The organism is Streptomyces sp. NPDC036813 (assembly GCF_055609245.1).
The window spans coordinates 260,436-281,511 of record NZ_JBVJPV010000001.1 but is presented as its reverse complement, the minus strand read 5'-3'; the positions used below and the strand labels follow the sequence as shown (position 1 = coordinate 281,511).

Annotated in this window: 17 protein-coding genes and 1 pseudogene; 9 read left to right on the top strand and 9 right to left on the bottom strand. The window is 74.2% G+C overall.

Going from position 1 to position 21,076, the window contains the following annotated elements; all coding sequences use genetic code 11:
* The first annotated feature begins 135 nt into the window (after positions 1-135).
* Positions 136-861 (top strand): DUF2207 domain-containing protein, encoded by a 726-nt coding sequence (locus tag ACZ67Q_RS01150; protein WP_471174887.1) that lies wholly within the window; start codon positions 136-138, stop codon positions 859-861.
* Between the two features lie 106 nt (positions 862-967).
* Here ACZ67Q_RS01150 and gcl read toward each other — a convergent pair whose 3' ends face one another.
* Positions 968-2,755, bottom strand: a complete 1,788-nt coding sequence (gcl, locus tag ACZ67Q_RS01145) for a glyoxylate carboligase (protein ID WP_471174885.1) — start codon at positions 2,753-2,755, stop codon at positions 968-970.
* A 249-nt stretch (positions 2,756-3,004) separates the two neighbouring features.
* On the opposite strand from gcl, the gene ACZ67Q_RS01140 reads away from it, so the two are divergent.
* Entirely contained in the window at positions 3,005-3,628 is a 624-nt protein-coding gene (locus ACZ67Q_RS01140; RefSeq protein ID WP_471174883.1) for a hypothetical protein, read from the top strand.
* 402 nt (positions 3,629-4,030) lie between these two features.
* On the opposite strand, the gene ACZ67Q_RS01135 is transcribed toward ACZ67Q_RS01140, so the two are convergent.
* The 3 genes from ACZ67Q_RS01135 to ACZ67Q_RS01125 all read right to left on the bottom strand — a co-directional run bounded on the left by ACZ67Q_RS01135 (position 4,031) and on the right by ACZ67Q_RS01125 (position 7,935).
* Entirely contained in the window at positions 4,031-4,561 is a 531-nt protein-coding gene (locus ACZ67Q_RS01135) for a hypothetical protein (protein ID WP_471174881.1), read from the bottom strand.
* Between the two features lie 117 nt (positions 4,562-4,678).
* On the bottom strand, positions 4,679-6,268 hold the full coding sequence (locus tag ACZ67Q_RS01130; RefSeq protein WP_471174879.1) for an AMP-binding protein: 1,590 nt from the start codon (positions 6,266-6,268) through the stop codon (positions 4,679-4,681).
* On the bottom strand, positions 6,265-7,935 hold the full coding sequence (locus ACZ67Q_RS01125) for an AMP-binding protein (RefSeq protein ID WP_471174877.1): 1,671 nt from the start codon (positions 7,933-7,935) through the stop codon (positions 6,265-6,267). Before ACZ67Q_RS01125 ends, ACZ67Q_RS01130 begins: the two co-directional genes overlap by 4 nt.
* A gap of 126 nt (positions 7,936-8,061) precedes the next feature.
* Between ACZ67Q_RS01125 and ACZ67Q_RS01120 the strand changes: the two genes are divergently transcribed.
* From ACZ67Q_RS01120 to ACZ67Q_RS01105, 4 genes are all read left to right on the top strand, one after another.
* Positions 8,062-8,901 (top strand): helix-turn-helix transcriptional regulator, encoded by an 840-nt coding sequence (locus ACZ67Q_RS01120; RefSeq protein ID WP_471174875.1) that lies wholly within the window; start codon positions 8,062-8,064, stop codon positions 8,899-8,901.
* A gap of 619 nt (positions 8,902-9,520) precedes the next feature.
* Complete coding sequence (locus ACZ67Q_RS01115) at positions 9,521-12,331, top strand: helix-turn-helix transcriptional regulator (protein ID WP_471174873.1); 2,811 nt, start codon at positions 9,521-9,523, stop codon at positions 12,329-12,331.
* A gap of 213 nt (positions 12,332-12,544) precedes the next feature.
* The gene (locus ACZ67Q_RS01110; protein ID WP_471174871.1) at positions 12,545-13,339 is read left to right on the top strand and encodes a S1 family peptidase; all 795 of its coding nucleotides are present in this window, start codon (positions 12,545-12,547) and stop codon (positions 13,337-13,339) included.
* Positions 13,340-13,484: 145 nt separating this feature from the next.
* On the top strand, positions 13,485-14,132 hold the full coding sequence (locus ACZ67Q_RS01105; RefSeq protein WP_471174869.1) for a LysE family translocator: 648 nt from the start codon (positions 13,485-13,487) through the stop codon (positions 14,130-14,132).
* Between the two features lie 30 nt (positions 14,133-14,162).
* On the opposite strand, the gene ACZ67Q_RS01100 is transcribed toward ACZ67Q_RS01105, so the two are convergent.
* The gene (locus ACZ67Q_RS01100; protein ID WP_471174867.1) at positions 14,163-15,263 is read right to left on the bottom strand and encodes a winged helix DNA-binding domain-containing protein; all 1,101 of its coding nucleotides are present in this window, start codon (positions 15,261-15,263) and stop codon (positions 14,163-14,165) included.
* A 49-nt stretch (positions 15,264-15,312) separates the two neighbouring features.
* On the opposite strand from ACZ67Q_RS01100, the gene ACZ67Q_RS01095 reads away from it, so the two are divergent.
* From ACZ67Q_RS01095 to ACZ67Q_RS01085, 3 genes are all read left to right on the top strand, one after another.
* Positions 15,313-15,513, top strand: a complete 201-nt coding sequence (locus ACZ67Q_RS01095) for a class III lanthionine synthetase LanKC N-terminal domain-containing protein (RefSeq protein WP_471175973.1) — start codon at positions 15,313-15,315, stop codon at positions 15,511-15,513.
* Between the two features lie 228 nt (positions 15,514-15,741).
* A complete protein-coding gene (locus ACZ67Q_RS01090; RefSeq protein WP_471174866.1) occupies positions 15,742-16,491 on the top strand; it encodes a hypothetical protein in 750 nt (249 codons plus the stop codon).
* Between the two features lie 101 nt (positions 16,492-16,592).
* Positions 16,593-16,901, top strand: coding sequence for a DUF3040 domain-containing protein (locus tag ACZ67Q_RS01085; RefSeq protein WP_471174864.1), 309 nt, complete (start codon positions 16,593-16,595; stop codon positions 16,899-16,901).
* Between the two features lie 104 nt (positions 16,902-17,005).
* On the opposite strand, the pseudogene ACZ67Q_RS01080 reads toward ACZ67Q_RS01085, so the two are convergent.
* From ACZ67Q_RS01080 to rfaE2, 4 genes and pseudogenes are all read right to left on the bottom strand, one after another.
* A pseudogene (locus tag ACZ67Q_RS01080) lies at positions 17,006-17,888 on the bottom strand (glycosyltransferase family 2 protein).
* Positions 17,885-18,748 carry a glycosyltransferase family 2 protein gene (locus ACZ67Q_RS01075; protein ID WP_471174862.1) on the bottom strand — a complete coding sequence of 288 codons (864 nt, stop codon included), beginning with the start codon at positions 18,746-18,748 and terminating at the stop codon, positions 17,885-17,887. The pseudogene ACZ67Q_RS01080 and the gene ACZ67Q_RS01075 overlap by 4 nt, the downstream one beginning before the upstream one ends.
* On the bottom strand, positions 18,745-19,677 hold the full coding sequence (locus ACZ67Q_RS01070) for a glycosyltransferase family 9 protein (RefSeq protein WP_471174860.1): 933 nt from the start codon (positions 19,675-19,677) through the stop codon (positions 18,745-18,747). Before ACZ67Q_RS01070 ends, ACZ67Q_RS01075 begins: the two co-directional genes overlap by 4 nt.
* On the bottom strand, positions 19,674-21,074 hold the full coding sequence (gene rfaE2, locus ACZ67Q_RS01065) for a D-glycero-beta-D-manno-heptose 1-phosphate adenylyltransferase (protein WP_471174858.1): 1,401 nt from the start codon (positions 21,072-21,074) through the stop codon (positions 19,674-19,676). Before rfaE2 ends, ACZ67Q_RS01070 begins: the two co-directional genes overlap by 4 nt.
* Positions 21,075-21,076 lie beyond the last annotated feature (2 nt).

Sequence of the window (21,076 nt, the reverse complement as noted above, 5' to 3'; positions counted from 1 at the left end):
CATCCCGCGCAACCCTCAGATCCAGCTCTGAACCGGCCCCGCGCAGGCTTCGGCACCCCCCGCCGGTGGGCACATACGGCTCACGCGGTCCACCGGCACGGGGGCGGTGGACCGCCCTCCACGGGGGTGGTGGGGATGAGCGAGCCGGGTGTTCTTCTGGGGCCCCACGAGGCCGCCCTGGTGCGGGCCGGGCCGCGTGCCGCCGTCACGGTCGCCGTGGTCGCCCTGCATCTGCGGGGCACCGTCGACGCCGGGCGGCCGGGGACCGTGCGCAGGAGCGGGCGGGGCGGGGACACGGCGACCGTCCGGCACCCCCTGGAGAAGGCCGTACGCACGGCCCTCTACCGGCCCGCAGGGCCCCGCGAGTTGCCCGGCCGGCCCACGGTGCACCGCGCCCTGGCCCGGCTGCGGGCCGACCTCACCACGGCCGGGATGCTGCGCCCGCTGCCACCGCGCCGTACCCGTGCCGCAGGCCGGCTGCTCGCGGAGCTGCGCGAGCGTCATCCACTCCCCGCGGGCCCCGAGGGGCTCACCGAGGAGGAGACACTCTTCGCCGTCGCCCTGTACGGCACGCGGGCCCTGATGGCGCTGCTGCCACGGTTCTCCCGCACGGCGGGGCTGACGGGCCGCGGCGCCCTCGCGGACGAGGGACTCTTCCCGTTCGGCACGGGCAACGGCCTGCGGGGGATCACTGGCGGCGAGGCCTCCTACGACCGGGACGCCGGACACGACGTACGACATGGCGACGACCGGGACGCCGGCGGCGGCACGCCGTACGGCCACCACGGCGGCCACGACCACGGCGGTCACCACCACGGCGGCGGGTTCGGTTGCGGCGGTGGCGGAGGCGGCTTCGACTGACGGCCGTCCCGTTCCCCGGGCACGCCGAAGGGCGGCCCGTCCCCCCACGGAACGGACCGCCCTCGCTCGGGCCGGTGTGTCAGACCGGTGTGTCAGGCCGCGGACGTCAGACCTTCAGCGGCTTGATGGACGTCGGCGCGTGGCCCGGCTCGGTGGCCAGGTCCTCGAACTCGGTGATGTCGCTGATGTCCATCGTCTTACTCATGGCGATGTTGGTGATCCGCTCCAGGATCGCCTCGACGACGACCGGCACCTGGTACTCCGCGGCCAGCTTCTTCGCCTGCTCCAGGGCCGCGCCCAGCTGGTCCGGCTCGGTGACCCGGATCGCCTTGCAGCCCAGGCCCTCGGCGACCTTGACGTGGTCCACGCCGTAGACGCCGATCTCGGGCGAGTTGATGTTCTCGAACTCCAGGTTGACCTGGAAGTTGATGTCAAGGCCGGCCTGAGCCTGACGGATCAGGCCCAGGTAGGAGTTGTTCACCAGCACGTGGACGTAGGGGACCTTGTGCTGTGCGGCGACCGCCAGTTCCTCGATCATGAACTGGAAGTCGTAGTCGCCGGAGAGCGCGACGACCGGGGACTCCGGGTCGGCCTTGGCGACACCGATCGCGGCGGGGATGGTCCAGCCGAGCGGGCCGGCCTGGCCGCAGTTGATCCAGTGGCGCGGCTTGAAGACGTGCAGCATCTGCGCGCCGGCGATCTGGGAGAGGCCGATCGTGGTGACGTAGCGCGTCTCCGGGCCGAAGGCCTTGTTCATCTCCTCGTACACGCGCTGCGGCTTCATCGGCACGTTGTCGAAGTGCGTACGGCGCAGCAGCGTCGCCTTGCGCTCCTGCGTGGAGGCGACCCACGCACCGCGGTCGGGGAGCTTGCCCTCGGCCTTCAGCTCCTTCGCCACCTCGATGAACAGCTCCAGCGCGGCCTTGGCGTCGGAGACGACACCGTAGTCCGGCGGGAAGATCTTGCCGATCTGGGTGGGCTCGATGTCGACGTGGACGAACTTGCGCTCACCGCGGTACACGTCGAGCTTGTAGCCGGTGTGACGGTTGGCCCAGCGGTTGCCGATGCCGAGGACGAAGTCCGACTCCAGGAAGTTGGCGTTGCCGTAGCGGTGCGAGGTCTGCACACCGACCATGCCGGCGTTCAGCTCGTGGTCGTCGGGCAGCGCGCCCCAGCCCATCAGGGTGGGGATGACCGGGGTGTTGGTCAGCTCGGCGAACTCGACCAGCAGGTCGGCGGCGTCGGCGCCGATGACACCGCCGCCGGCGACGATGACCGGGCGCTCGGAGGCGAGCAGGAAGGAGATCGCCTTCTCGATCTGCGCGCGGGTCGCGGTCGGCTTGTAGACCGGCAGCGGTTCGTACGTCTCGGGGTCGAACTCGATCTCGGTGAGCTGGACGTCGATCGGCAGGTCGATCAGGACCGGGCCGGGACGGCCGGAGCGCATCAGGTGGAAGGCCTGCTGGAAGACGCCGGGGACCTGCGCGGCCTCCAGGACGGTCACCGCCATCTTGGTGACCGGCTTGGCGATCGACGCGATGTCGACGGCCTGGAAGTCCTCCTTGTGGATCACATGGGTGGGCGCCTGGCCCGTGATGCACAGGATCGGGATGGAGTCACCGATCGCGGAGTACAGACCGGTGATCATGTCGGTACCGGCGGGGCCGGACGTACCGATGCAGACACCGATGTTCCCGGGCTGGGTCCGGGTGTAGCCCTCGGCCATGTGGGAGGCGCCCTCGACGTGGCGGGCGAGGGTGTGGTCGATCCCTCCGCCCTGCTGCAGCGCCTTGTAGAAGGGGTTGATCGCTGCGCCCGGCACACCGAACGCCTGGGTGACACCCTCGCGCTTGAGGATCTCGACTGCCGCACGGGCAGCGGTCATACGAGCCATGGAGTTACTCCTGCTTCGGCTGTCGGATTCGCTCTCCCCGTCGCGCCCTGCGGTGAGTTCGTGTCCGCGTCCAGTCCAGCTCCGCCGTCCGGCGTCCGGAGCTTCCCGAACTTCCGTATTGCGGAAACTAATTTCTACTATCTGGAAGCAATGTAAGGGGCCGGACGAAGACCGTCAAGAGACGGACAGACGGTGGACAGGTGGAGGACCATGGGAGCGCCGAGCCGACGCGACGCCTGGGAGGGGGCCATGCCCGAGAGCGTTCCGGTGCGCTGCCCGTCCTGCCGACGCGAGCGGCGCTTCACCGTGCCGGTGTATCCCTGCGCCTGCGGCGCCCCCGTCGTACCGCCGCTGGACCCCCGCGGGGCACCCACGGCCGTGACGCACCGGGTGTGGGACGAGCAGTGGGTGTCACTGCGCTGCGGGGCGTGCGGACGCGAGGGCGAGTGGCCGCAGCCGGAGCTGGGCTGCCCGTGCGGCACGGTGGTACGGGTGCCGGTGGCGGGCGGCATGCCAGGGCCGTGGGACGAGGTCGTCGCGGCCGCGCGCCTGCTGCACCGGCTCGGCCACCGCGATGTGCGCCGGGCCCGCCGGCGCCCGCCGAAGGGCATCGGCCTGGTCGCCCCCGGTCTGGTGGCCCATGTCGACCCGGGCGAGCGGCCGGCCTGTCTGCGGGACGTGGAGTGCCTGTGGCTGACGGCGATGATCCGCTCGGCGCGGGGCGTCCACTTCTCCCGGGCCGGTTACACCGCCGACGCCCGCGCCCGCGCGGACGGCCTGGACATCCCGTTGTTCACCCTGGACGCGGCGCACGCCCCGCGTCCGGTCAACGACGCGGCCCGCGCCTTCACCGCACCGGGACCGACGCCCTGAGCGCTCGGCCCCCACGGATCGCGCGCGTCCTGAGGCGCCCTCGGCCCCGATCAGCCGGACGCACCCTGACCGCCTCCGCCCTGACCGGGCGCGCACTCGCCCTGGCCGCCCTCCGCACTGGCCGTCCTCCGCACTGGCCGCCCTCCGCCCTGGCCGGGGGCGCGCACGCCCTGACCGCCTTCGGCCCCCGCAGGGCGGGGCACCCTGGACGCCCTCAGCCCGGGCCGGGCGGGGCACCCTGAACACCCGCCCGGTAGACCGGCGACGCGCCTGGCGCCGGTCAGCCGGGCACGTCCCGACCGCCCACAGCCCTACGGGCGTGCGGGCCCTGATCGCCCTCTGCCCGGGCCGGCCACGGGTGCCCCCGATGTGCTCGGCCCGGTCGGCAGGGCGCCCGGGCGCTCAGGTTCCGGACCGGCGGCGCCAGTAGTGCACGGTGACCGCGCCCAGCAGCGGGCCCCAGGCCAGCAGCGGCAGATAGCAGGCGTTCATCAGCCACAGCCCCCACCGCGTGACGTCCATCTCGCCGTGCAGGGTCGTCCACACGAACAGCACGCCGTATACGGTGCAGGCGAGGGCGCCGAGACCGGCCGGTACGACGGCCGCGCGCACGGGGACCGGGCGGCCGCCCAGGCCCGGCAGCCACCGGGGCCATCTCTCGCCCCACGGGCGGACAAGCCCCAGCGTCAGCGCGGCCAGCGCCTCCTGCACCAGGGACAGCAGCGGCAGCGCCAGGTAGCCCCAGCCGGGGAGCATCATCGCGTCGTACTCGGAGTCGCCGAGCCCGAGCGGCACGCCGAGGACGACGGCGAGGCGCCACAGCCCGGAGGGCAGGTTCGCCCAGACCACGGCGGCGGCCGCCCGCCGCGCCCAGGGAGGCACCGGCGCGGCGGTGCGGGGCTTCACGGGCGCGGGGTGCGTGGCGACGGCCATGCGGGGGCTCCTTCGCGTCGGGTGCGTGCGGTGACGCACCCGATGCTGTCGTCCACGCCCGCACCACCGCGTCCGGCCGCAGGGCGAACCCCGCTCCCCCGCGCGGTGGAGGCCGGCTCAGCCGGCGTACTTCTGCCGGAGTTCCACCTTGCGCACCTTGCCGGACACCGTCATCGGGAAGGCGTCGAGGAGCTGGAGCCGGCTGGGGATCTTGTAGTGGGCCAACTGCCCCTCGCAGAAGGCGCGGACGTCCTGAAGGGTCGGCGGGTCGGCCGGGTCGCGCGGGATGACGCAGGCCAGCACCTCCTCGCCGTACTTCTCGTGCGGGGCGCCGACGACCTGGACGTCGCGGATCTTCGGGTGGCCGTAGAGGAACTCCTCGATCTCGCGCGGGTAGATGTTCTCCCCGCCCCGGATGATCATGTCCTTGATGCGGCCGACGATCTCGACGTACCCGTCCTCGCGCATCACCGCGAGGTCCCCGGTGTGCATCCAGCGCCCGGCGTCGATCGCCTCGGCGGTCTTGTCGGCCTCCTGCCAGTAGCCGAGCATCACGCTGTACCCGCGCGTGCACAACTCCCCCGCCTCGCCCCGCGGTTGCGTGATTCCGGTGGCCGGGTCGACGATCTTCACCTCGATGTGCGGCAGTACGCGGCCGACGGTGCCGGTGCGGTGCTCCAGGTCGTCGTCCATCCGGGTCTGCAGGGACACCGGGGAGGTCTCGGTCATGCCGTAGCAGATGGAGACCTGCTCCATGTGCATCTCGGCGACCACCCGCTTCATCACCTCCACCGGACAGGGCGAACCGGCCATGATGCCGGTGCGCAGCGAGGTGAGGTCGTAGGCCGCGAAGTCGGGCAGGTTCAGCTCCGCGATGAACATGGTCGGCACGCCGTAGAGCGAGGTGCAGCGCTCCTGCTGGACCGCCTCCAGGGTGGCCTTCGGGTCGAAGGACGCCGCCGGGATCACCATGCACGCGCCGTGCGAGGTGGCCGCCAGGTTGGCCATGACCATGCCGAAGCAGTGGTAGAAGGGGACCGGGATGCAGATCCGGTCCTGCTCGCTGTAGGCGATCAGCTCGCCCACGAAGTAACCGTTGTTGAGGATGTTGTGGTGGGAGAGGGTGGCCCCCTTGGGGAAGCCCGTCGTGCCCGAGGTGTACTGGATGTTGATGGGGTCGTCGCAGGACAGGGCCTCGTACGTCACGTCCGGCGCGGCGCGGGAGAGCAGCGCCTCCCAGCTCGGGTCGCCGATGTACACGACCTCGTGCAACTCGTGGCATCTGCCGCGCACTTCGTCGACCATCGCCCGGTAGTCGCTCGTCTTGTGGCTGAGGGAGGCGACGAGCAGCCGGACGCCGGACTGGTTGAGGACGTACTCGACCTCGTGGGTGCGGTAGGCCGGGTTGATGTTCACCATGATCGCGCCGATGCGGGCGGTGGCGTACTGGACCAGCACCCACTCCGGGCAGTTGACGGCCCAGATGCCCACCCGGTCGCCCTTGGCGATCCCGCTCGCGACCAGCGCCCGCGCCAACGTGTCGACGTCGGCGCCGAACTGCGCGTACGTCCAGCGCCGGCCGGACGGCACGTCGACGAGCGCCTCGCGCTCGGGCCAGGTGGCGACGGCCCTCTCGAGGTTGGCGCCGATGGTGTCGCCGAGCAGGACGGTCCCGCTCGTGCCGTGCGTGTAGGACAGTGCGGTCACCGGAAGTCCTCCTCGCGGTACTCCTCGTCCGACCCCGCGGCCGTGGCCTCGCGCAGCTCGATACGGCGGATCTTGCCGGACACCGTCTTCGGCAGCGCGCCGAACTCCAGCCGCCGGATCCGCTTGTACGGAGCAAGCACCTGACGCGAATGCTCGAAGATCACCTTGGCGGTGTCCGCGCCGGGTTCGTAGCCCTCGGCGAGGACGACGTACGCCTTCGGCACGGCCAGGCGCAGCTCGTCCGGCGCGGGCACGACCGCCGCCTCGGCGACCGCCTCGTGCTCCAGCAGGGCGCTCTCCAGCTCGAACGGGCTGATCTTGTAGTCACTGGCCTTGAAGACGTCGTCGGCCCGGCCGACGTAGGTCAGGTAGCCGTCCTCGTCCCGGGCGGCGATGTCGCCGGTGCGGTAGTAGCCACCGGCCATCGCCTCCGCCGTACGGTCGGCGTCGCCGTGGTAGCCGGTCATCAGGCCCACCGGGCGCTCGGAGAGGTCCAGCGCGATCTCGCCCTCGGTGGCGCCGGGCGCGCCGGAGACCGGATCGAGCAGTTCGACGCGGTAGCCGGGGCTGGGCCGGCCCATGGAGCCGGTCTTGAGGGTCTGGCCCGGTGTGTTGGCGACCTGCACGGCGGTCTCCGTCTGCCCGAAGCCGTCCCGGACGGTGCGGCCCCAGGCACGCCGCACCTGCTCGATGACCTCGGGGTTGAGCGGTTCGCCGGCCGCGACGACCTCGCGGGGCGGGGTGGCCAGCTGGCTCAGGTCGGCCTGGATGAGCATGCGCCACACGGTCGGCGGAGCACAGAACGTGGTCACACCGGCCCGGTCCATCTCGGACATCAGACGGGCCGCGTCGAAGCGGCTGTAGTTGTGGATGAAGACGGTCGCCTCGGCGTTCCACGGCGCGAACAGGTTGGACCAGGCGTGCTTGGCCCAGCCGGGCGAGGAGATGTTCAGGTGTACGTCCCCGGGCCTCAGACCGACCCAGTACATGGTCGCGAGGTGCCCGATCGGGTACGAGGTGTGGGTGTGCTCGACCAGCTTGGGGCGGGCGGTGGTGCCGGAGGTGAAGTACAGCATCAGCGGGTCGTCGGCGCGGGTCGGGCCGTCCGGGACGTATCCGGCGGGGGCCGCGTAGCCGTCCTCGTACGGCTCCCAGCCCTCCGTGGGCAGGCCGCCGACGCTGATCCGGGTGTAGGCGCCGGGCACCTCGGCGAACTTCTCCGTGTCCTCCGCACGCACGATGACGTGCTTGACCCGGCCCCGCTCCACACGGTCACGCAGGTCGGCCGGGCCCAGCAGCGGGGTGGCCGGGATGACCACGGCGCGCAGCTTCATCGCGGCGAGCGCGGTCTCCCACAGCTCGGCCTGGTTGCCGAGCATCACCAGCACCCGGTCCTCGGCGGCCACGCCTCGGTCGCGCAGCCAGTTCGCGACGCGGTCGGAGCGGTCGGACAGCTCGGCGAAGGACAGCCGGGTCTCCGCGCCGTCCTCCTCGACGATGTGCAGCGCCGTGCGGTCGTTGCCGTCGGCGATGACGTCGAACCAGTCGAGCGCCCAGTTGAAGTACTCGGGCCGGGGCCAGCGGAAACCCTCGTAGGCGCCTGCGTAGTCCTCGCGGTGCTCCAGCAGGAAGTCCCGTGCCCTGCGGAAGTCGTCCGTCGCCGTCATCTGTCCTCCTGTTGTGCCGGACCATTGCCGGGCGGCTCGGGTACATCGTGTAATCCGTGATGCAGGTCTCACTACCCCCGAACGGGGGTGGGGGCCTCGAATCAGCCGCAGTGAGGGGTCGAGCAGGTGACAGCGGACGCGTCCGACGTGGTGGAGATTCGCGGTGCGCTGGCGCGCCTGCGCCGCGGCACCGGGCTGCCGGTGGCCTTCGGCGGGCTGGTGGACGCCGGGCACCGCCGGATCCGGATCAGCGAGCTGACCGGCAACGACACCTCCGCGCTGCGCTCGCTCGCGGTGACCTCCGGCAACGGGCTGGGCGGCAAGGCGGTGGCGCTGGCCCGGCCGTGCGCCGTGTCGGACTACTCCTCCTCCCGGCAGATCAGCCACGAGTACGACGCGGCCGTCGCGGAGGAGGGGCTGCGGTCGGTGCTCGCGGTGCCGGTGGTGGTACGGCGTCGGGTGCGGGGGGTGCTGTACGGCGCCCTGCGGAGTGCTCAGCCGCTGGGGGACCGGGCGCTGAGCGAGGCCGTGGCGGCGGCGCGGGACGTGGAGCAGGCGCTGGTGGTGCGGGACGAGGCGGGTGAACTGCGCGAGCTTGTGGAGGCGGGGGTGCGTGCTGCGGGGACGCGTCCCGCGGGGGGCTGGGAGCAGGTGCGGGAGGCCCACGCGGCGCTGCGGGCGCTGGCTCCGCGGATCGCGGATCCGGCGTTGCGGGCGGAGCTGCTGGGGGTGTGCGGGCTGCTGGCGCCGGGGGGTGCGGAGGCGCCGGCGGTGAGGCTGGCTCCGCGGGAGCTGGATGTGCTGGCCTGCGTGGCCGCGGGCGCCACGAACGCGGTGATCGGTGAGCGGCTCGGGTTGCGTTCGGAGACGGTGAAGTCGTATTTGCGCTCGGCCATGCGGAAGCTGGGGGCGCATACCCGCGGGGAGGCGGTGGCGGGTGCGCGGCGGGAGGGGCTGCTGCCGTAGCCTCCGGCGGTGGGCGGGGGGCCGGGGGTGGGGGTCCGGGGGTGGGGGTCAGGGGGTGGTGCGTCATGGTTGCTTGCGGCGTTCTCCGCGCCCATTGGAGGCGTGGGGCGGCCTTTTCGGGTTCGTTGTGGCTGCTCGCCATTGCCTGCGGCGCCTGGTCGTGGTTCGGCTGCGGGTGCGTTGTGGCTGGTCGCGCCGTTCCCCGCGCCCCTTTTTTGTGCCTGCGGCGGCCCGTTGCGGTGTGTGGTCGGTTACGGTCGCGCCTGCGGTGCGTTGTGGGGCGGGGCCGGGGTGGGGGGTGCGGCGGCGCCGTGGCTCGGGTATGGCGGCGCCGTGGCTCGGGTGTGGCGGCGCCGTGGCTCGGGTGTGGCGCGGGAGCGGCCACGCCGTGGCGGGGGTGTGGCGCCGCCGTGGCGTGGGTGCGGATCGCGGTGTGGCGTGGGGTGGGGCTGGGCAGGGGAAAGAGGGGGCGGCAGCGTTGTCATTCAGGCAGACGGCGCCGTGAATTTTTCGTTGCGCAAGGGTGTTGTTATATCCCTCACGACATCGTCCGTCCGAATTTCCTGCGCGGTTGCCTAGAATTTGGCCCGGACACGACACACGGAGGGGAGCGGTAACCGTGCGACAGGACTTCCAGGAGCCTGCCCGATGCCGCCCCGACCTGGTCATCGGCCGGGAGGAGCTGTTCAGCGCGGCGCGTGAGCGGCTCGCGTCCGGAGGCAGCGTGCTGCTGCACGGGCCGGCCGGAATAGGAAAGTCGACCGTGCTGCGGGCATTGGCCGCGGAAAACTGCTTCCAGTCCGGCACCGTCTTGCGCTGCTCGGCCACCGAGTCCGAATCCCATCTGCCCTTCCTCGCCCTCGCCGATCTGTTCGGGCTGGTCCTCGACCGGATCGCCGACCGGCTGCCCGGCGCGCAGCGCACCGCTCTGGAGTCGGCGCTGACCGGGCGGGGCGAGTCGACCCTCCAGCGCGACGGTCTCGCGCTGCGGCTGGCCGTGCTGTCGGCGCTGCGGGCGCTGGCCGAGGACGGGCCGGTGCTGGTGGTGGCCGACGACTTCCAGTGGCTGGATTCCGCCAGCGCCGAACTGCTCGGTTTCGCCGCCCGGCGGCTCGGCGACACCTCGGTGCGCATGCTGTGCGCGGTGCGCACCGAGGCACAGGAGTACGACCGGTATCTGCGGGCGTGTCCGCCCGACACGCTGGCGGTGCGGCTCGGTCCGCTCACCCGTGCGCAGGTGTCCGCGCTGCTCGATCACCGGGGGTACGGCGGGTTGCCGCGGTCCACGGTGCGGGACATCCACCGCACCAGTGGCGGCAACCCGCTCTTCGCTCTGGAGCTGGGCCGGGCGCTGGCCGAGAACCCGACGCCACCGCGGCCGGGTGAGCCGTTGCCGGTGCCGACCTCGCTGCGCGCCCTGGTGCTCAGCCGGCTGGACCTGCTGTCCGACGAGGCCCGCCGCACCCTGCTGGTGGCCAGCGCCGGTGCCCGGCCGACGGCCGCGCTGCTGCACGCGGCCGGCCGCGACCACGCCGAGGCCGAGTGCGCGCAGGCGGCCGAGCTGGGGCTGCTCACCACCGAGCCGGAGGCTCCGGCGGTGCGGTTCGCGCACCCGCTGATCTCCGCCGCGCTGTACGCGGAGGCGCCCGCCCACGAGCGGCGCGCCGCGCACGCCGCGCTGTCCACGGCCGCCTCGGACCCGATCGAGCGGGCCCGGCATCTGGCGCTGGCCACCATCGGCACCGACCCGGACGTCGCCGCGTCGCTGGCGGAGGCCGCCGCGCTCGCCCGGGACCGCGGGGCGCCGTCGGTGGCCGCCTCTCTCGGGCTGCTCGCCGCCCGGCACACGCCGGCCGACGGGAACGCGGACGAGCGCCGGTTGCAGGCCGCGGAGGACGCGATCACGGCCGGAGAGGTGGACCTCGCCCGGGACATCGCCCGTGATGTCCTCACCCGGGCCACCGTGCCGGCCGAGCGGGTGCGGGCCTGGATGGTGGTGATCGAGGCGGCCGGGCAGGCCCTCGGTGACGTGGACGCCGTCTTCCCGCAGGCGCTGGCCGACGCCGGTGACGACGCCCGGCTGCTGGCCCTGGTCCACTACCAGCTCGCCTGGCGTGCCCTGGTCGTCGAGGGCGACTTCGCCGAGGCCCGGCAGGAGGCCGCGCACGCGGCGGAGCTGGCCGCGCGGGCCGGGAACCGGCGCACCGAGCTGATGGCGCTGTCCTTCCAGGCGTCCACCGAGACCCTGATGGGCCACTCGAACGCCCCGGTCACGGTCAAGCGGGCGTTGCAGGAGCCGCAGGACCCGTATGTGGCGTGTCATCACAACGGCGCCGGCGCGGCCCGCTTCCGCTGGCTGCTGATGAGCGATCAGCTGCCGGAGGCCCGTACGACGATCAGCGCGCTGCTGCGCGAGGTGCGCCGGCGCGGCATGGTCGAGAGCGAGGTGCATTTCCTGCGCGCCCTGGCCGAGACGGAGTTGCTGTCCGGGCACTGCGGGCGGGCCCTGGATCTGGCCCGCGAGAGTCTCAGGCTGGCCCGTGACTCCGGGATCGGTGAGGGCGCCTCCGCGATGCTGGCCTCGCTCGCCGAGGCGTCCGCCGGGGACGTGGAGCGCGCGGAGGCGCTGGCCCGGGAGGCCGCGGCGCACGCCGAGGAGGACGGCGACCAGATGTACCTCTCGCGGGCGCTGGCCGCCCTCGGCCACGCGCAGTTGGTCGCCGGGGACGCGCGCGGGGCCGTGGTGTCGCTGCGCCGGGTGCGGGAGCTGGAGGCGGGCCTCGGCATCACCGACCCGGCGCGTGGTCGCTGGCACGGTGACCTCGCCGAGGCGCTGGTGCGGATCGGCGAGGCGGACGAGGCGCAGGAGGTCATCGACACGGCCCGCGAGCACGCGCTGCGGCTGCGCCGGGAGAGCGTGCTCGCCGTACTGGACCGGGCCGGGGCGCTGGTGCGGGCGGCCCGGGGCGACACGGAGGCCGCGCTCGCGCAGCTGACGTCCGCTCAGGACCGGCTGGCGAAGCTGGGGTACGGCCTGGAGGAGGCGCGGGCCGCGTTCGCCCTGGCCCGGCTGCGCTCCGGGCGGCCGGGACCGACGTCGTACGACGAGGCGGCGCGGCTGTTCAGACGCTGCCGCGCACTGCCGTGGCTGCGGCAGGTGGAGGCGGCCGCCCAGGACGCCAGCGCCGCGGCGGCCCAGCGGCCGGCGCCCGCGCCGGCCGGGCTGCACAGCGCGCTGGACTCGCTGGCCTCGATGGAGCGTCAGGTGGCGGGCCTGGTCATGGAGGGCGCCACCAACCGGGAGATCGCCGCCCGGTTGTTCATCAGCGTCAAGACGGTGGAGGCGACGCTGACCCGGGTCTACCGGAAGCTGGGAATCCGCTCCCGGGTGGACATCGTGCGGCTGGCGGCGGGGCGTCACGCGAAGTGAGGCCCGCGCGGGTTTACTGCCCTGGTGGGTGCACGACGGGGCGACCGAGGGTTTTCCCTGCCCGACTCCGTTAGGGGGTTCCCTCATTGGGAGGGCGGTGGCGCGGGTTCTAGCGTGAGGGACGTGCCGCTCGCCCGGGCACACGGGGGTCGGTCCCGCGTCCCCCACACACCCGTGCGAAACCCCCCACCGGCCACCCCACCGAGGAGACTGATGTTCGGGCTCACCCGTGCGAGATCGACCGCCGGCAGGACCGCCGCGGCCGTCGCCGTCGCCTCCGCAGCAACCCTCTTCAGCACTCCCGCCGCCGTCGCCGCCCCGCAGCCCGTCGTGGGCGGCACGACCACCACGACGACGGCGTACCCGTTCATGATGCAGATCACCGACGCCTCGCAGAACCAGTTCTGCGGCGGCACCCTCGTCGCCCCGACCAAGGTGGTCACGGCCGCGCACTGCATGGCCGGCGAGACCACTTCCAGCGTGCGGGTCGTGGGCGGCCGCACCTACCTCAACGGCACCAACGGCACGGTCGGCCGGGTCAGCAGGATCTGGGTCGACCCGGACTACACGGACGCCTCGAACGGCGACGACGTGGCCGTGCTGACGCTGTCGGCGCCGATGCCGTACACGCCGGCGAAGTACGTCGCGCCGTCCGACACCTCGGTGTACGCGGCGGGCACCACGGCCCGCATCCTCGGCTGGGGCACTACCGCGGAGAACGGCAGCTCCTCCAACCAGCTGCGCACCGCCACGGTCCCGATCGTGTCCGACGCGAGCTGCAAGACTTCCTACGGCTCTGACTTCGTGCAGAGCGACATGGTGTGCGCCGGGTACTCATCCGGTGGCGTGGACACCTGCCAGGGCGACAGCGGCGGTCCCCTGCTCATCGGGGGCGTCCTGGCAGGGATCACTTCCTGGGGGGAGGGTTGCGCGGAGGCCGGTTACCCGGGTGTGTACACCCGGCTGACCACCTTCTCCAGCCTCGTGACCGCGCAGGTCACGTCATGACGCGCTCATGACCCCAGAAGACTCCTGAGTATCCCTCAGGTGATTGCCAGGGGGGCGTTGCGGGCTTCCACGAGCAGCCCGCACCGCCCCCCTTTCCAATGCCCGGAAGGGGCCGCAGGTCCGGGACAGCCCCTAGGGTTGGCCCATGGTGTCGGTCGATCGTGTGCTCGCCTTCGCGGTGATGTCGTTGCTGGTGATCGTGGTTCCCGGGCCGAGCGTGCTGTTCGTCATCGGGCGGGCGCTGGCCCACGGGCGTCGCACCGCGGTGGCGACGGCGCTGGGCAACGTCCTCGGGTCGTATCTGCTCGTCGTGGCCGTCGCGGTGGGCGTGGGCTCGCTGGTGGAGCGGTCGGTGACGGTGTATCTGGCGGTGAAGCTGGCCGGTGCCGCCTATCTGGTGTACCTGGGGGTGCAGGCGTTCCGGCACCGCCGGGAGCTGACCGCGTCGGCGATCCAGGCGTCGCCCGGCGGGTCCGCGCGCGGTGACCTGCGGACCGTGCTGGACGGTGCGCTGGTCGGCGTGACGAATCCGAAGGGTGTGGTGTTCTTCGCCGCCGTGCTGCCGCAGTTCGTCGACCACGCGGCCGGCCGGGTCCCGGTGCAGATGCTGCTGCTCGGACTGGTCCCCATCTCCATCGGCCTGGTCACCGACACCCTGTGGGGGCTGACCGCGTCGGGCGCGCGTGCCTGGTTCGCGCGCTCGGACCGGCGGCTGTCGCTGATCGGCGGTGCGGGTGGGTTCACGATGATCGGCCTGGGGCTGACCGTGGCGGTGACGGGCCGGGCGGACTGAGCCCCCGGGGCCGGACCGTGGGCCTCTCCGTCACGGCCGTACCGTGCCGAAGCGGATGTCGTACGACGCCTCCGGATGCAGCGTCGCCAGCAGGTGTTCCGCCTCGGCCGTGATCTCGGCACGCCGGCCCTTGCTCAGGGCGGTGAACGGCTCGATGACGAGTGCGTCCCGCTCCAGCGTCCACAGGCCCGCGAGGAAGCCGTCGACGAGGAGGGTGCGGTAGGCCCGGTTGCCCTGCCAGCTGCGGCCCCAGTGCTCGGGCGGGATGACCCGGCTGCGGTCGGCGTGGGAGAGCAGCAGGTTGTCGAACTCCGGCAGGAAGCGGGGCGGGGCCGGGGTGTCCGGGTCGGGGCGGGGCGCGTCGGGCAGGTCGAACAGTTCGACGCCTTGCTCGTCGCGGAAGGTGAGCAGCCGGGGCCTGAGCCGTTCGAAGACGTCGCGCAGCCGGGTGAGGCCCGCCCAGGTCTGCATGTCCTTGACCGAGGCGGGGCCGAAGGCGGCGAGGTAGCGCAGGACGGTCGTGTCCGGGCCGGCGGGCGGCTCGGTGGGCCGGCCCAGCCAGTGCTCGGCGGTGGTGAGCGCCACCTGCCCGCTCGCGCCCCACAGTCCCCGCGGGGTGACCTGGACGAGCGGCAGGGTGCAGCGGGCGGCGATGCCGAGGGCCTGCGGGTCGGCGTCCGGCCAGTGCGGGCGCAGCGCCTCGCGCAGTTCCTTCAGCGTGCGCGGCCGCTCTTCGACGAGGTCCCGGGCGAGTGCGGCGAGCCGGTCGAGGTCGACGCCCGTCAATCCCCTGCGGAAGGCCGTGAGCTCGCGTTCGCGGGCGGGCTGGACCAGGGGGCGCAGGGTGAGGCAGTCGTCGGCGGTGTGGGTGTGGATCGTGGAGCGCAGGGTGACGATCCGGGCGACGGACCGGTCCGCCATGAGCCGGGAGAGCTGCTCGGGCCTGAAGCCGTCGAGGCGGGCGGCGAGCGCGTAGTAGGGCGGCTTGACGTTCTGCGCCTGCAGTCCGAGGAGGTGGGACACGGCCTGCCGGGCCGTCAGCGGCGAGCGGTGCAGCAGCAGTTGCCGCTGAAGGGTCGCGCGGTTGAGGGCACGGGTGCCGAGTACGGGAGCCGTCGTCGTCTTGGCCATGGACTGCACGCTAGCGGGCGTTGCGGACAGCTGCTGACCGCAACGCTCCCTGTGCGTTTCCCACCGTCCTGGCCCGCCGGGGCGGTACATCCTCGGTGATCTGCGCCGGGGTGACGGCCCGCTGTACGTGCGCTACGGCCGGTTCGCGCTGCGTGGCGGCCGGCGGGGAACGGGTGCCGGCGGTGGAGGCCCGCATCGGCCGGCCCGTGCCCGGTGGCGCACAGCCGCTTCCGGTTGCCCGAGCGGATGACGCCCGCCGGCGCGCCTGTCCGGGCCCGACGCCGCGTGCGCGCATGTCCCCGCTGCTCAAGGGCGCTCGGGGCCACTGTGCGAGGACGGATCCTGCTGACGGGGTGGTTCACCTTCCGGGACGGCGAGGCGACCGCCGGTGACGTGCTCGTGCTGCACCGGGTGCGATCCGTGCTGGACCGGGAGCGGTTGCCTTACGACATCGCGTGGAGCCCGGGGTTCCGGGCCGATGCCCTGCACCCGGACGAGGTACGCCCCGAGGGCTACGCATCTGGTGTTCGTGTGCGGGCCGCTGCACGGTCCGCAGGTCGAGGACCCGCACCGGCGGTTCGCGCACCGCACGCGGATCGCCGTCGGCACGTCCGTCGTCGATCCCGGCAGCCCGGCCGTCACCGGTTTCCACCGTGTGCCGGCCCGGGACGCGCCGGGCGCCGGCCCGGACCTCGACCTGGCCGCCCGCGCCCCCGCTCCGCCCGCCCTGCCCGTGGTGGGCGTGATCCTCACGCACGGGCAGCACGAGCACGCCGGGCGGCGCCGGCACGCCGAGATCGCCGAGGCGGTCACGGGGTGGAAGGCCGGGCCGGACTGCGCGCGGCTGGAGCTGGAGACCCGGCTGGACGCCGACTACTGGTGGCTGTGTGCGACGGCCGCCAGTTCGAGGCGGTGCCGGCCCGCCTGGAGCTGGTCGTCACCGACCGGCTGCACGGCCTGGTGCCGGCGCTGCGCGCCGGGACACCGGCGCTCGCGATCGGCCCGGTCGTGGGCGGCGCCAAGGTGCCGCACAGGCGCGGGCCTGCGGCCGGCCCGCGCTGCTGCCGGCCGACCACATGGACGCGGAGCGGCTCGGCCGCTGGTGGCAGTGGTGCCTGGGCGAGGGCCGTGCGCGGGCGCGGAGCATCGCGGCCGGCTTCGCGGACGCGGAGACCACGGACGCGCGGACCGGCTGCTGGGCGCCCTGCGGGTCGCCGCGGCCGGTTAGCCCGTGCGGCGGGCGGGGCACCCGCGAAGGGCTCCCCCTGCGACGTTTCCCCTGGGGGCACCCCGAAGAACGCCCCTCCCGACGTTTCCCCTGGAGGCACCGTGTCGATCGGCCGACTCCCCGACCACGAACAACGGATACTGGACGACCTGGAGCGCGATCTGCGGCGCGACCGCAGGCTCACGCGCCGGCTGCGCACGCTCCAGCGGCGCCGGGCGTCCTGGCTGTCCCGGCTGGCCGCCTACCGGCCGCATCCGCTGACCGTCGCCGCGCTGCTCGCGGTGGCCGTCGGGCTGATGGTGACCGGCATCAGCACCTCGCGCCCCGCGGTGATCTGGGCGTTCGCCCTCGTCTGGCCGGTGACGCTGTTCGCGGTGTTCCGGCTGCTGTGCCGGTGGACGGAGCCATGAGAACAGCCGGTCCGCCGTGACCCGTTCACCCGGCGGACCGAACCGGCGACAAGAGGGGGCCGCCCGTCCCGACAGCCGCCCCCCTCCCGCTCCCCCTGGTGTGCTCAGCCCATGTAGCGCCGGGCCTTCGACTGCCGTTTGGTGTCCTCCAGCAGCCGCATCCGTGCCTCGACCTCCTCGGGCAGCACCCGCCGCTCCCGCAGGACCCACGGCAGCGCGGCCGCGGCCTCGGCGAAGGCGCGCAGCGACACCGTGTCGCGGGGGACCGTGCGCGCGAGGTGCACGGTGCGGCGCAGCGCGGGCCGGGCCGGCCGGCGCAGCCGGGTGAACCACAGGGTGTTGCGGATGCCGAGCCCCGCCGCAGGGTGGTGTCCGGTGCCCGGGACGGCTGGTGATGGATCGTCAGATGGTCGGCGTACGTCAGCCACCAGCCGTTCGCGGCGAGCTCGGCGGCGAGCAGCGCCTCCTCGCCGCCGAGCCACAGCCGCGGGTGGAAGCCGCCCGCGACGCGGAAGGCCTCGGGGCGCAATGCGCTCGCCGCGGCCAGGAAGGAACCGAGCGGCGGGCCGGGCGGCCACCGGGGGCCGGGGACGGCCGAGTCGCGCAGTTCCTCGGTGATCGGGTCCTCGGTGGAGCCGGGTTCGACGAGGATGCGCGCGGTGACGGTGGCGAGCGCGGGACAGCGGTCGAGCAGGTCTGAGGCGCCGGACAGGGCGCCGGGTGACCGCCGGAGTCGTCGTCGCAGAACGCGACGTAAGGGGTGCGGACTTCGCGTACAGCGAGGTTGCGGCCGACGGCGCCGAGGTCGCGGCCGGGCCGCGGCAGCCGTACCCGCGGATGCCGCTCGCCGACGGCGTCGGTGAAGGCGTTGTCGACCACGGTCACCGGCGGCTTCTCGGGGAGTCCGGCCAGGTGGCCGAGGGTGCGCAAGAGGTCGGTGCGCCGGTTGCGGGTGATGACGACGACGGTGGTGCGCGGGTCGGTCATGGGCCGGCTCCGTCGAGTGTGCGGGCGGCACGCTCCAGGTGCGGCGGCAGGGCGCGGCGGGCGCGCAGTGCGGCGGGCAGACGGGTGAGAGCCTCGCGCAGGGCCTGCCGGGCGACCGGGTCGTGGCGGGCCTCGGCGGCGAGGTCACGGGTGAGGGCCAGGGCGCGCGGCAGGGGGCGGCGCAGCCAGGCGGTGAGGACGTCGTTGCGGCGCTGGGCGGCCGGGCGGCCGGGGCGGGGCGACGCCGGGTCGGGGTGGTGGCGGGCGACCACGTCGGGGCAGTGGGTGACGCCCCAGCCGCGCGCGGCGAGGTCGTAGGCGAGCACGGTCTCCTCGCCGCCGAAGAACAGCACCGGGTGGAAGCCGCCCGCGTCCAGGTAGGCGGTGCGGCGCACGACGCTCGCGCAGGCGAGGAAGCCGAGCACCTGGACGCCGGGCAGGTCCGTGGCGGGGCCGAGCGGGGAGCGGGCGAGGAGGTCGTTGAGGGGGTCCTCCTCCCCGGCGGGGCCGACGAGGGTGCGCGCCGAGATCAGGCCGAGGCGGGGATGGGCGTCCAGCAGCTTGGCCGCGAGATCCAGGGCGCCCGCCTCCCACCACGAGTCGTCGTCGCTGAAGGCGATGTACGGCGTGGACAGCGCGCGTACGCCTTCGGTGCGGGCGAGCGCTCCGCGGTTCTCGGCCAGCGTGACCACCTCCACCTGGGGGAAGTCGCGGGCGAGCAGGGCGCGGGTGTGGTCGCGGGAGGCGTTGTCCACCACGAGGATCCCGGGCCGCTCCGGCAGGGCGGTCAGGTGGCGCAGGGTGCGGGCCAGGCGGTCCGCGCGGTCGCGGGTGGCGATGACGACGCCGAGGTCGCTCATGACGGTAGCCGGTCGTGGGCGTGCAGGACGTCGTCGGGGGTGATCCGCAGCAGCGCCGGGTCGGGCCGGCGGCCGTGCGGGTCGCCCTCCTCGGGGCCGGGGCGCCACAGCACCTGGTGGCGCGGGTCGTCCGGCGGTCCCCAGCGGCTGGGCGCGACGGGCCCGAACAGGGTCACCGAGCGGGTGGCGTGGGCGACGGCGAGGTGTGCGATTCCGGTGTCGCCGCTGATCACGGCGCGGGCACCGGCGACCAGGGCGGACAGGCGGGCGAAGGGCAGGCCGCCGCCGAAGGTGTCGGTGTCGGGCAGCCGGGCCGCCTTGGCGAGCCGGGCGACGAGGTCCTCCTCGCCCTCTCCCCCGGTGACCACGACACGCAGGCCGCGTTCGCGCAGGGCGGTCGCCACGGCGGCGTACCGCTCGACCGGCCAGCAGCGCGAGGGGGCCCCGGCCCCCGGGTGCAGGACGACGGCGTCCGGCGCCGGGGACGGTCCGGGCGGCGCGGGCAGCCGCAGGTCGGCGGGGTCGGCGGGGACGCCGTGGAACTCCAGGAAGCGGCACCAGCGGTCCCGTTCGTGCTCCCCGGCCCACCATGGCGGGCCGTCGGGGCCGGCGAAGGCCCACAGCCGGCGCGGGTGGAGGCTCTGGAGCACAGCGCGGCTGGGCGGCCCGTTGCCGTGGAGGTCGACGGCGAGGTCGGGCGGCGGCCCGGTCCAGTCGATGCGCCGCGGTACGGCGCGGCCGGGCGCGGCGGCGGGCAGCAGCCGGTCGACGGCCTCCGTGGCGTCGGCGACCGGCGTCAGAGCGGCGGGCGCTGCGAGGATCAGTTCGTGGCCTGGGAAGCCGCGGCGCAGGGCGCGCAGCGCGGGCACCCCGGCGAGCAGGTCTCCGAGGCCGAGAGCGCGCAGGACGAGCAGCCGGGGGCGGGTCACCGGGCACCCTCCGCGGCACGGGCGATCAGCGCGGTGGAGGAACGCCCGTCGAGATAGGGCAGCAGAACGGCCTGGCCGCCCCACTCCCGCAAGAGCGCCGCCTCGGGCAGGGCGGCGCCGGTGTAGTCGCCGCCCTTGACCCATACGTCGGGGCGCAGTTCGGCGAGCAGCCGCTCGGGGGTGTCCTCGTCGAACACGGCGACCGCGTCGACGCAGCCCAGCGCGCGCAGCACGCGGACCCGGTCGGCGAGCGGGTTGACGGGGCGGCCGTCGCCCTTGCGGCGGCGTACGGAGTCGTCGGAGTTGACGCACACGACGAGGCAGTCGCCGATGCGCCGGGCGGCCTGGAGCAGGCCGACGTGCCCGGCGTGCAGCAGGTCGAAGCAGCCACCGGCGGCGACGACGGTCCCGCCGGAGGCGCGGACGCGGGCGGCGACGGCGAAGGGGTCGCCGGACGCGCCGTCGCCGGGGGGCGGGGTGGGCGCGGCGGGGGCCGGCGGAGTGATCGCGGTGGCGCCCCCCGCCCCGACGAACGCGGTCGCCGCCGCGACGGCGCCCTGGAGCGCCTCGCCCACCAGTGCCCCGTCGGCGAGCAGTCCTGCCGCCGTGGCGGCGAAGCGGTCGCCGGCGCCGCACGGGTCGCCGTCGTGGGCGGCGGGGGCGGGCACCAGCAGCGGGTGGTCGCCGTACGACAGCAGCGCGCCGCGCACGCCGAGGGTCACGGAGACGGCGCCGACCCGCCAGTGCCGTACGAGTGCGGCGGCCTGCCCTGCGGCCTGCCGCAGCTCCCCGCCCCGCGCGGCCGTCCCGGCGTCCGCCTGCTCGGCGAAGACCTGCGCCTCGGAGCGGGCCGGGGTGACGAGGCGGGTGCCCGGCACCGGTGGGCCGCCGCGCGGGTGCGGGTCCCAGACCAGCGGGGGGCGTTCGGTCAGCACGTCCCGCAGCGCGTCGGCAGCGCCGCGGCCGTAGTCGGACACCAGCACGGCCGGTGCCGCCCGCAGCGCGGCGCGGGCCTCGTCGGTGGCCGTGCGGACCCGTCCGTCGCCGCGGTCCAGGCGGACCACGGGGCGGCCGCCGGCCAGCACACGGGTCTTCTCGGGCAACGCGCCGGTCAGCGGCAGCGCGATCAACTGCACGCGTCCGGCGCTGAGTTCGCGCAGCCGCTCGCTCGCCGGGTCGTTGCCGAGGCCGGTGATGAGGGTGACGGGGCGGCCGTCGGCGGCCGCGAGGTACGCGGCGAGCGCGGCGCCGCCGGGCCGGACGTGTTCCTCGCAGCCGGCGACGACCGGGACCGGCGCGTCGGGCGCGAGGCGGTCGGCGCTGCCGGTCAGGTCGCGGTCGAGCAGCGCGTCGCCGACCACGACGAGGGGGGCCTTGGAAGAGCCGTGCGTCGTCATCC

Coding starts and splice junctions, on each gene's coding strand:
- ACZ67Q_RS01075 (WP_471174862.1), bottom strand. CDS start 18,748: ATGAGCGACCTCGGCGTCGTCATCGCCACCCGCGACCGCGCGGACCGC.
- ACZ67Q_RS01125 (WP_471174877.1), bottom strand. CDS start 7,935: ATGACGGCGACGGACGACTTCCGCAGGGCACGGGACTTCCTGCTGGAG.
- ACZ67Q_RS01110 (WP_471174871.1), top strand. CDS start 12,545: ATGTTCGGGCTCACCCGTGCGAGATCGACCGCCGGCAGGACCGCCGCG.
- ACZ67Q_RS01150 (WP_471174887.1), top strand. CDS start 136: ATGAGCGAGCCGGGTGTTCTTCTGGGGCCCCACGAGGCCGCCCTGGTG.
- ACZ67Q_RS01105 (WP_471174869.1), top strand. CDS start 13,485: ATGGTGTCGGTCGATCGTGTGCTCGCCTTCGCGGTGATGTCGTTGCTG.
- ACZ67Q_RS01140 (WP_471174883.1), top strand. CDS start 3,005: ATGCCCGAGAGCGTTCCGGTGCGCTGCCCGTCCTGCCGACGCGAGCGG.
- ACZ67Q_RS01135 (WP_471174881.1), bottom strand. CDS start 4,561: ATGGCCGTCGCCACGCACCCCGCGCCCGTGAAGCCCCGCACCGCCGCG.
- ACZ67Q_RS01100 (WP_471174867.1), bottom strand. CDS start 15,263: ATGGCCAAGACGACGACGGCTCCCGTACTCGGCACCCGTGCCCTCAAC.
- gcl (WP_471174885.1), bottom strand. CDS start 2,755: ATGGCTCGTATGACCGCTGCCCGTGCGGCAGTCGAGATCCTCAAGCGC.
- ACZ67Q_RS01090 (WP_471174866.1), top strand. CDS start 15,742: ATGCCCTGCACCCGGACGAGGTACGCCCCGAGGGCTACGCATCTGGTG.
- rfaE2 (WP_471174858.1), bottom strand. CDS start 21,074: ATGACGACGCACGGCTCTTCCAAGGCCCCCCTCGTCGTGGTCGGCGAC.